Source organism: Jannaschia seosinensis (assembly GCF_001408515.1).
Lineage (GTDB): Bacteria > Pseudomonadota > Alphaproteobacteria > Rhodobacterales > Rhodobacteraceae > Jannaschia > Jannaschia seosinensis.
Window position 1 is genome coordinate 1 of record NZ_CYPR01000004.1, and the last position, 9,591, is coordinate 9,591.

At 59.1% G+C, this 9,591-nt stretch carries 5 protein-coding genes and 5 pseudogenes; 2 read left to right on the top strand and 8 right to left on the bottom strand.

Annotation, left to right across the window (positions count from 1 at the left end; all coding sequences use genetic code 11):
• Positions 1–241 precede the first annotated feature (241 nt).
• From JSE7799_RS00600 to JSE7799_RS00610, 3 genes and pseudogenes are all read right to left on the bottom strand, one after another.
• Positions 242–669, bottom strand: a pseudogene (locus JSE7799_RS00600) (ATP-binding protein); the annotation flags it as partial.
• Positions 670–832: 163 nt separating this feature from the next.
• Positions 833–2,356, bottom strand: a complete 1,524-nt coding sequence (gene istA, locus JSE7799_RS00605) for an IS21 family transposase (RefSeq protein ID WP_055661875.1) — start codon at positions 2,354–2,356, stop codon at positions 833–835.
• 113 nt (positions 2,357–2,469) lie between these two features.
• Positions 2,470–2,796: pseudogene (locus JSE7799_RS00610) on the bottom strand (transposase); the annotation flags it as partial.
• Between the two features lie 146 nt (positions 2,797–2,942).
• On the opposite strand from JSE7799_RS00610, the pseudogene JSE7799_RS00615 reads away from it, so the two are divergent.
• A pseudogene (locus JSE7799_RS00615) lies at positions 2,943–4,427 on the top strand (IS1634 family transposase); the annotation flags it as partial.
• A gap of 77 nt (positions 4,428–4,504) precedes the next feature.
• On the opposite strand, the pseudogene JSE7799_RS00620 reads toward JSE7799_RS00615, so the two are convergent.
• The 4 genes and pseudogenes from JSE7799_RS00620 to JSE7799_RS00635 form a co-directional block, all read right to left on the bottom strand.
• Positions 4,505–4,603 (bottom strand): annotated as a pseudogene (locus JSE7799_RS00620) (transposase); the annotation flags it as partial.
• A 171-nt stretch (positions 4,604–4,774) separates the two neighbouring features.
• Positions 4,775–6,925 carry a putative bifunctional diguanylate cyclase/phosphodiesterase gene (locus tag JSE7799_RS00625; RefSeq protein WP_083480114.1) on the bottom strand — a complete coding sequence of 717 codons (2,151 nt, stop codon included), beginning with the start codon at positions 6,923–6,925 and terminating at the stop codon, positions 4,775–4,777.
• Positions 6,922–7,323 (bottom strand): SET domain-containing protein, encoded by a 402-nt coding sequence (locus JSE7799_RS00630; RefSeq protein ID WP_083480115.1) that lies wholly within the window; start codon positions 7,321–7,323, stop codon positions 6,922–6,924. The genes JSE7799_RS00625 and JSE7799_RS00630 overlap by 4 nt, the downstream gene beginning before the upstream one ends.
• A 33-nt stretch (positions 7,324–7,356) precedes the next feature.
• The gene (locus JSE7799_RS00635; RefSeq protein ID WP_055661872.1) at positions 7,357–7,683 is read right to left on the bottom strand and encodes a DMT family transporter; all 327 of its coding nucleotides are present in this window, start codon (positions 7,681–7,683) and stop codon (positions 7,357–7,359) included.
• 821 nt (positions 7,684–8,504) lie between these two features.
• On the opposite strand from JSE7799_RS00635, the gene JSE7799_RS00645 reads away from it, so the two are divergent.
• The gene (locus JSE7799_RS00645; protein WP_055661874.1) at positions 8,505–8,951 is read left to right on the top strand and encodes a BLUF domain-containing protein; all 447 of its coding nucleotides are present in this window, start codon (positions 8,505–8,507) and stop codon (positions 8,949–8,951) included.
• A gap of 385 nt (positions 8,952–9,336) precedes the next feature.
• Here the strand turns inward: JSE7799_RS00645 and JSE7799_RS00650 are convergent.
• A pseudogene (locus JSE7799_RS00650) lies at positions 9,337–9,591 on the bottom strand (integrase core domain-containing protein); the annotation flags it as partial.

Consider the following 9,591-nt stretch of genomic DNA (forward strand, 5'->3'; position numbering starts at 1 on the left):
CGCATGCTCGGCGAGGAAGGCGGATACCTCCGCCTGAACCGCCGTTCGCAGAAGCTCCTTGGCCCCAGCTTGGATTACCTCGGTCAACGGATCCGCAGAAAATTCCGATGGCAGTTCGAACGGGACAACGGTAGATTTGGCCATGGTGGCATATCCTTTCTCTTTTGAGACTGACGGCGCGTGAACACCGCCATGATATGCCGCCTACTTCAGGCCATCACCAACTTTCGGACATAACTCGCAGCGCACCGCCGGAAGCGCTGAACGGCAGGTATCCCAGCTCGTCGAGGATCACCAATTCGGTCTTCACCAGCGCCTCGGCGATCTTTCCGGCCTTTCCCTGTGCCTTTTCCTGTTCCAGCGCATTCACCAGCTCGACGGGGTCGAGAAGAAGCGCACGCGTTTGCGGTGATGCTCGATGGCCTGGACGCCGAGGGCGGTCGCGACATGGCTTTTCCCCGTGCCGCGTCCGCCGATCAGCACGACATTCTCGGCCGCGTCCATGAACTCGCATCGATGGAGTTGACGCACGAGGGCTTCGTTGATCTCGCTGGCGGCGAAGTCGAAGCCGGACAGGTCCTTGTAGGCCGGGAAGCGCGCGGCCTTCATGTGATAGGAGATGGAGCGCACCTCGCGTTCAGCCATTTCAGCCTTGAGCAACTGCGACAGCATCGGCATCCAATCGTCGGGAAAACAGTCCCCCGGACTGTTTTCTGATCCTCCTCATACCTCGAACGCTGGGGCACCTTGTTCCATGAGGTCATGCACCGCCTGCGCCATGCCCGGCATTTTGAGGCTGCGCAGCATGATGACGATGGCGGCTCCGGCGGGATCATGACGCATGACGTGTTCCTCCCCGCAGTCCGTCGTAGCGTGCGACATTGGCCTCAGGTTCCTTCGTCAGAACGAGACTTGAAGGGGGCGTCACATCGAGCCGGTCGGTCGGTGTGCCATCCACCAGCCTGTGGAGCAGGTTCAGCACATGGGTCTTGGTCGGCACGCCCGCCTCCAGTGCCATTTCCACGGCGCACAGCACCGCCTGTTCATCGTGATGCAGGACCAGCGACAGGATCTCGACCATCTCGCGATCGCCGCCGGGCTTGCGCAGCATCTGATCCTGCAACTGGCGGAATGCCTCTGGCATCTCGACAAACGGGGCGCCGTTACGAAGCGCGCCCGGCTTGCGCTGAACCACGGCGAGGTAAAGGCGCCAGTCATAGATGACGCGGCCAGGTTGCCGGTGCGACCGTTCAATGATGCGCTGGTGCTCGCAGACCACGTGCCCCTCGGCCACGATCACCAGCCGTTCGGGGTAAACATGCAGGCTGACGGGGCGGTTCGCAAAACTGGCAGGGACAGAGTAGCGATTGCGCTCGAAGGTGATCAGGCAGGTGGGCGACACCCGCTTGCTGTGTTCGACAAAGCCATCGAAGGCCGTGGGCAACGGCATCAGCGCAGGCTTCTCGGCCTCCCAGACATCGGCGATGCTGCCGGTCAGGCTGCCATGCGCGGTTTCGGTCCACAGCGCCTTGCAGCGCTCTTCCAGCCACACATTCAACGCATCAAGATCCGGAAAGGCCGGCATCACCTGCCAGAGCCGGTGGCGCGCATCGCGCACGTTCTTCTCGACCTGGCCTTTCTCCCAGCCCGCCGCCGGGTTGCAGAAGTCGGGCTCGAACACATAGTGGCTGGTCATGGCCATGAACCGCGCATTCACATCGCGCTTCTTGCCAACGCCCACGCGATCCACCGCCGTCTTCATGTTGTCGTAGATCCCGCGGCCCGGCACGCCCTCAAAGACCCGGAACGCGTGCCAATGCGCGTCGAACAGCATCTCATGCGTCTGCAACAAATAGGCCCTGACCAGGAACGCGCGGCTGTGCGACAGCTTGATATAGGCCACCTGCAACTTGATGCGCTTGCCGCCGACAGAGGCCCAGTCCTCGCTCCAGTCGAACTGGAACGCCTCGCCCGGCTGGAACACCAACGGCACGAATGTCCCGCGATCGGTCGTCTGCTGCGCGCGTTGCCGGTCTCCTTTCCAAGTCCGCACGAAGGCTGCGACACGCTCATACGAGCCGTCATAGCCAAGCTGAACCAGATCAGCGTGCATCTGCTTGGCGGTGCGCCGGTCCTTGCGCGACTTGCGCTGCTCCGTCACCAGCCAGCCTGTCAGCTTCTCGGCATATGGGTCCAGCTTGCTCGGCCGCGCCGGTGTCTGGAACCGGGGCTCAACGATCCCCGCCCGCAGATACTTCTTGATGGTGTTGCGAGACAGCCCGGTCCGCCGCGCGATCTCGCGGATGGGCATCTTGTCCCGTAACGCCCAACGTCGAATGACGCTCAAAAATCCCATGTCGATCACTCCGAAAACCCCCGACAAATCCCGTCAGGGGCAAGATTCCACATGGGTCAGTTCTCAGTGACAATTTAGACTGCTGCCGGGTCAGTTCTCAGTGACATCCAACAGCCTTGCACGTAAGCCTCCTGGATCACAGCCACGAGTGCTTTTTCGGCTGTCCGACGCGGTTCAAGAAAGCTCGGCAAGTAGCTTCCCTTCCTCAGCTTCGGGATCTCCAGCGATATCCGTCCGGCGCGGGTGTCCCAGTCCCGCTCGCGGTATCCATTTCGCTGAACCTCACGCGACGGCGAACGCACGCCCTTTGCCACGCCAGTTCTGGTCTCAATCTCCGCTTCCATGATCCGCCTGGCCGCGAAAGCCAGCATCTCGCGCACGAGATCGCCATCGGCCTCCTTTTCAACCAGCTCAAGCAGCGCCATTCTGTCGTCGGTCATCGTCGTCTCCGTTCTTGGTTTCGAGTCTCGCAACCCGAACCTTCTCGAAGATCGACGGTGACCACCAGCGTCACACCCGGCCGCGCGCTACGCTACGCCAAGGGCTTCGCCCGCGGCCTCCTACACCAACCGCTGGGACACTATCGAACCGGGCCGTTGGCCGCGCTGAGAATACCGCATCGGAGGTCATCCAGGAGCCCGGCCGCACGTATGGCGACGTCTTCGCCCTTCACGAGCTCTGGTGCGACCTGGGGATCGACAAAGCCTTGCAGCAGGCCCTGCGCTCATCCCGGCGCGGCTTCGATGCCGAGGCGCTGATCCGGGCGATGGTGTTCAACCGGCTTTGCGCGCCGGAGTCGAAGCTGGGATGCCTGCGGTGGCTGGAGACGGTCGCGATGTTCGGGATGCCGCAGACCCCGACACACCAGCAGCTCCTGCGCGCCATGGAGGCCTTGATGGACAACCTTGATCCCGTCGAGGCCGCGCTGAGCCGCCAATTCCGCCCCTTGCTCGATCGAGACCTTTCGATCGTGTTCTACGACCTGACCACTGTGCGCATTCACGGCGAGGGGGAGGTTGCCGACGATCTGCGCGCCTTCGGCATGAACAAGGAACGCGGCGGCATCGCCCGGCAGTTCGTCCTCGGCGTGGTCCAGACCGCAGAAGGATTGCCGCTCTTGCATACGGTCCACCCCGGCAACGTCGCCGAGACGAAGACCTTGCAAGGGATGCTGGAGAAGGTGCTCGCGCGCTTCCCGATCCAGCGGGTGGTGCTGGTGGCCGACCGCGGCCTGCTCAGCCTCGACAACATCGCCGAACTGACCTCGGTCGCTGAACGGTCGGAGCGCACGCTGGAGTTCATCCTGGCAGTGCCGGCCCGTCGCTATGTCGACCTAGTCGAGACCTTCCAGAACCTCGCCTTCCACGAGGGCGTCGCAGAAGCCACCTTCGCCGGTCACCGGCTCATTGTGGCGCATGATCCCTTGCGGGCCGAAGACCAATCCCTCAAGCGTCGGGCCCGCATCGGCGAGCTGGAGGCGATGGCGGAGCGGATGGTGGGCAAACTCGATGCCCAGGACGAGGGGCAGACGGCCCGCGGACGCCGCGCCTCCGATCGCGGTGCCTATAGCAGGTTCGCCCGCACCGTGGCCGACGCAGAGCTGACCCGCTTCATCAAGCCCGATCTGCACTCGGACAGGTTCAGCCATACCATTGACGAGGCGGCGATCCGGAATGCCGAACTCTTCGACGGCAAGCTGGCAGTCCTCACCAATGCCCCCGACATTGCGCCTGCCGAGGCCATTGCGCGCTACAAGGCCCTCGCCGACATCGAGCGTGGCTTCCGTGTCCTGAAATCCGACATCGAGATCGCGCCGGTTCATCACCGCCTGCCAGAGCGCATCCGGGCACACGCGATGATCTGCTTTCTCGCCCTCGTGCTCTACCGCGTGATGCGGATGCGCCTGAAGACTCACGGCCACAGCGCGAGCCCACGCACTGCTCTCGATCTGCTCGCGCGCATCCAGAAACACACCGCCCATATCGGCGAGAGATCATTCCATGGAACCAGCAAGACCACTCCGGAGCAACTCGACCTCTTTGACGCCCTAAGCCTGACTAAACCGACCTGACGCCTCGCGTAGTCACACAAACGCCTGCTCCGAGAGAACAATAACAATACCTTACGCGACTAACTGTCGAACTTGGGGACCCCGTGCTTCCGGCAGACATCGGCCGTAGACATCCCGGCCTCCTGCTCCTTCAGCATCCCGATGATCTGCTCCTCGCTGAACCTCGATCGCTTCATCGTCCGTCTCCTCGGTTGGAGCGGATGCTACCTCAAACTGGAGGAAGATACGGGTCTCAGGTCAGGACCTCGAAATCCGAAATGACCGTAGAGCATGCCATAGCGCATGATCTACGACTGACGCCTCACTCTCGGCCAGACGGCCCCCGCCGGAGGGATACCTTCAAGCCGTCAAGCTGAAACAGCCGTGGACTCCAGCTCCCGCTTACGAAGCGGCGCGGGAGGGCCGAAGTAGTAACCTTGCAGAAAATCGCTACCCAGAGCGCGGAAGCGCAAAGCCTCCTCGGGCGTCTCGATGCCTTCGGCGATAATCTTCAGATCCATTGCATGGGCCAGCCCAACCATTGAGCGAACCATTCGCTGGTGCTGAACGTTGTCCGCCTGAAGTCTCGCAAAGGAGCGGTCGATCTTTAGTACATCGAACGGCATCCGCGTCAGGTACCCGATAGAAGAGTAACCAGTGCCGAAATCATCAAGTGCTAAGCTAAATCCACGTTCGCGCAGGACATTTAGCTCCTGCACAATGGTCACGTCATCCCGTACAACGATCTGTTCGGTGACTTCGACCTCGATTTGCTTCGGCTGGATACCATTGGCCTCGACGCGTGCAGCGAAGAGATCACCAAATCCCGGCGTCATCAGTTGCAGGGGAGAGACATTTACTCCAATTTTACAGCGTTCCATTCCTCTAATGTCGCGACAGATTAAATCCAGCAGAAGCCAGCCCAACCGGACAATCAGCCCCCTCGCCTCCGCAACCTGAATAAACTTGTCCGGCGGAACTTCGCCAGCATCACGATAGCACCAGCGGGCCAAGGCCTCAAAGCGCATTTCCTCGCAATCGTCAGCTGCGGCGACGATCGGCTGATAAACTATGGAAAAACCTTCTCCGTCAATCAGTGCGCTGCGTAGCCAGCTTTCGATCGCCATGTGCTCACGGTCTTCGCACTCCATCTGGTCATCATAAAAGATGGCCTTTTGGGTGCCACGCATCTTGGCGGTGTACAATGCACGGTCGGCGCGGCGCAGCAGTTCATCGTCGCGCGGTTGACCAGCGTGCAGCTTCGCCACTCCCTTGGAAACCATAACGTCAAAGCGCACGCCGTTGCAGGAGACCGGCTCACGTGTAATCTCGTCCAATCCTGCACATTTTCGCGAGAGAACTTCTTCCAACGAGCCGTTCGATGAGATAACGAGTACAAACTCATCGCCTCCAAGTCGGGCTACGAAGGTCTCGTCATCCGACAGACCGCGTAGTCTTGCCCCGAATGCCTCGAGGAACAGATCGCCTCCTATGTGTCCTACGGTTTCGTTAATCTGCTTAAAACGATCGAGGTCCATAGCCACGATGGCACAATCAAGCGCGCCATTGGCGTTGACTCTCTTTAGATGCTCGCGCAAGGCAAATCGGTTGGGTAACGCAGTCAGTGCATCGGTGCGCGCCTGGTCGAATGATTTTGCTTCCTGAACTATAATCTTTGTCGCGTTATTGCGCAGCACCTTTGCGCACCAGTAAAAACCTCCGACAAAAACAAAGCTGACGACATACATTATTGGCGCTATCTTCTGGAAGAGCACTGTTCCAGGTGTAGGCGGATGCCATTCAAGCCAAGCGACCGGCTCCCCAGAGACATCGATGGCAGGAAGATTGACGGTACCGGGGCCCAAGCCGGGAGATGTTTCGACCACTCGGATGTCCCTCATCGAGAACTCATCAGCGATCTTGGTGAGGCGCTCCTCGGAAAGAACCTTTCCAATTACCGCAATAGCCTGATCATCGGGATCCAAATCGGCCAGCAGAATGCCGGCCTCAGGCAGCAGGTAGGAGCTGCTAAACATGACCAACATGCCGTCATGCAGCTGCATATAATCGACCGTTTGGCGCCCATTGACGTCAAGGTTGCGCACCCGGTCCCGCAGAGCCAACTTAGTGGCCCGATCGATAATGCCCTCCTGCGGCGCCAAGCCTTGCCCTTCGCGCCAGCCGACAGGCTTTGGAAATGGGCCTCGGAAAAGTTCGGCATATTGAAAGACATCGCCTCGCTCGGCAGTAATTCCGTAGTTCGAAGCCAGCCTCTCGTAGTCAAGGTTTTTCGCGTCCAAGAAAAGGTCTGTCCAATTGTGATAATCGCTGGCGATCAACGACACCTGTTCCTGTAACGATCTCAATCGCCCGCCCATCAACCGCTCGGATTCCTTAGCCGCCTCTGCGTTCATTGCCTCACGTACCGTGTAGAGCGAGATCCAAAGTGTCGCCAGCACCGCAATTAGCGCCGCCAAGGCGAGGAGAACTATCTGGTTTGGTAGTGAGCCTCGTGTCATTCGGCGGCGTAGCGTAGAGCGACTTCTGTCTCAAAGCCTACCACGCGCACCTCGCCATAGTCGCAGGTCAGTTCCTCTCCAGTGTTGAGGTCACGCAGTGCAATCATCTCGTCGCCTCGATCGCCCAGACTGGGCACACTGCTGTGGTTCATGAAGATGTCGGCGTCGTTGCCAAGGCGAAAGACGCCGCGGTCCGGCAGATACTCAGCGTGGTGATACACCGTCTCTGCTTCTTCAGGCGGAAAGCTGGCGACAAGGGCTACCGGCATCTCGATGTCGAACATCGGGGTGTACCTCCACACGATGGTTCCAGCAGTGACCGGCTCCCGGAGGAACACGCCCAAGCCATGGATGGGGCTCGGCCTTACAAAGTGCTTCACGATCAGCATTCTTGCCATCTTTCGTTAATAAAAAGTTAAGCGAGACCCGAATCAGACCTCGGCTTCCATAAGCACAACGGAAAGCAGAGCAGCAGAGAGCCCAATGACCTGTTTCATCGACAGCGTTTCACCGAAGGAGACGATGCCCACGAGGGTGAGTGCAACGATGGTTGCGGAGCTATAGAGCACGGCAATCTGGGCTAAATCATGCGTGCGCATTAGCGCAATCCAACCGGCTGCCGTGGCGCCGTAAAGGAGTGCACCTCCGGCAAACCAAGCAGATACGAAAGGTGAGGCTTTTAGGGACGCAAACTTCAATGCATAGTCGCCGACGACGGTTAGCACGATTATTAGGGCCAGAATCAGGTAACTACCCATTGAGCGCTCCGGACAAATGTGGCTTCACGTTTGTATTTCTGAGCCGCCTTGGTTAAAGGATTTTTACCAGGAAGTTCTTTGGGCGGAAAACATGATTAAAATACTTTGCATTTGTTAACATGCAGCTACCATGGCGGTGTTGCGCAAATGCACCCCAGTCATTGTAAATTCTGTACTAGCAGATTCTTACCCCAATGAAAAACATCCTTTTGCGTCAGTAGCTTGTCCTGAATTGTGCAACAACATCCCGAGAAACGTTAGGGTTTTTTTAGGGTTTTCTTCCGTTCATGGAGGACAACAAGCCGAGGGAAGAATCACGATGTGTCAACGCTGCAATGATGTCGGCCTTGTCGAGGAAGTCGACGGCGCGCCAGCCAAGCGCGTCCGGATCACCCTCTGCCCCGAGAGTTGTCAGCGCGCCTGGGAGATCGAGCCTTATGTGAGCGAGGACGACATGGCCTGGCGGGACCTGGACCGGTCTGATCCCTTCTATCGGAGGGCCGCCGCCGGTACATCGAACCGCTTTCAGTCCCTCCTGCGAGTATACAGGCCCAGAGAGCTCGCAGCCGGAAGCCACTTTGCTCCTTCCGTGGATGTACGGCCACCTTCGCAAAAGTGCGCGCCCCGCCCTTTCTCGTTTCCCTTCTACACGATTAGCCCCCGTTAACGGCCCGGCGGAGGGCTTTGGAGTCGAAGGAGGCGTCCTGCCAAGGGCGCAGACAAGCGGGCTTTCGCCGACAGGTGGAACGCAAGCGGCGCATTCAGAAATCGTTAACCTCCGGGGACACATGCTCGCCAAAACAAAATGAAACGAGGCGGGCATGCACTATTTCTGGATCTATTCCTCACGCGCCAAGACAGCGCCGGCTTTGGCGACGGCGGCCCTGCTGTTCCGGCAGGCCAGGTGCAGAACACCAGACACGCATTTGACAGGTTATCTGCATCGTGAAGGCGACATCTTCGTGCAGTACATCGAGGGCTCTTGGGAGGATGTCCGGCGCCTTCGGCACGCGATCCTGGCGGATCCGGCGCACAGGGACATCCGGGTGGTTGCCTCGGGACGCATCGAGACACGGCGTTTTTCGGGCTGGAGCATGATGTACACAGACGACAGCGTGCTTTCGTTCCGAACCTACCAAGCGGCCTTTGGCCTCGAACCAGACATTCGCAGAGCCTCCACCTCGGATCTTCTGAAGTTCATGGAAGAGATGACCATCAGCTATGAGGCGACCGGCCAGGAAGTGCCGCTGATGGCAGAGACGGCCTGACTGACCCTTCCGAAGCGTCGCCCGCACAGGATCGGACCACAGGACACGTTCTCCGTGTCATGCCACGCCGCAATGCAGCTTTCGCATGCCTGCCGTTCTTCCATGTTTCAGCATCTTCAACGGAAGGATGGCGACAGAGCGGACTGATCGGTCAACCGTTGCGTTTGAAAAGCTGAATTTATCTGAGCGGCGGTTTCAAGAAAGAAGCCGCCGTCCCAAAGCAGCGAGCTTAGGGCGGCCTTCTTGACGGAATAGGCCGAGGCTGAGTGAAAATTCTAAGGTATGGTATTTTTCACGCGAAAGGGGATGCATTTGCGTCAGGTTTCATTGAGCACTTCAGAACTGCAAAGTTTTGACTGAAATAATCGCCACGTTTCCGCAGGGTGTCACATCCCGGAAGGTAGTATGGCTGTTTCTTGAACAGCTCTGGCTTGATTTTGTGCCAGTCCTTCATGGCCTGCAAGGGCGCCTTGCTGGCCAACGCTGATTGCGGGAGCTGCTGGTTGTAGAGCCAGACGTATCGGTGGAGCGTGGTCTCCAGGTCCTCGCCTGATCGGAAATGGTGGCTCTGCAGGACCTCTTCGATCCGGCCGTTGAAGCGCTCGACCATTCCGTTGGTCTGCGGCGACTTCGGCGGGGT

Excerpts from the sequence above, each read along its gene's own strand:
- JSE7799_RS00645 (WP_055661874.1), top strand. The coding sequence starts at position 8,505 with ATGCACTATTTCTGGATCTATTCCTCACGCGCCAAGACAGCGCCGGCT.
- istA (WP_055661875.1), bottom strand. The coding sequence starts at position 2,356 with ATGGGATTTTTGAGCGTCATTCGACGTTGGGCGTTACGGGACAAGATG.
- JSE7799_RS00635 (WP_055661872.1), bottom strand. The coding sequence starts at position 7,683 with ATGGGTAGTTACCTGATTCTGGCCCTAATAATCGTGCTAACCGTCGTC.
- JSE7799_RS00630 (WP_083480115.1), bottom strand. The coding sequence starts at position 7,323 with ATGGCAAGAATGCTGATCGTGAAGCACTTTGTAAGGCCGAGCCCCATC.
- JSE7799_RS00625 (WP_083480114.1), bottom strand. The coding sequence starts at position 6,925 with ATGACACGAGGCTCACTACCAAACCAGATAGTTCTCCTCGCCTTGGCG.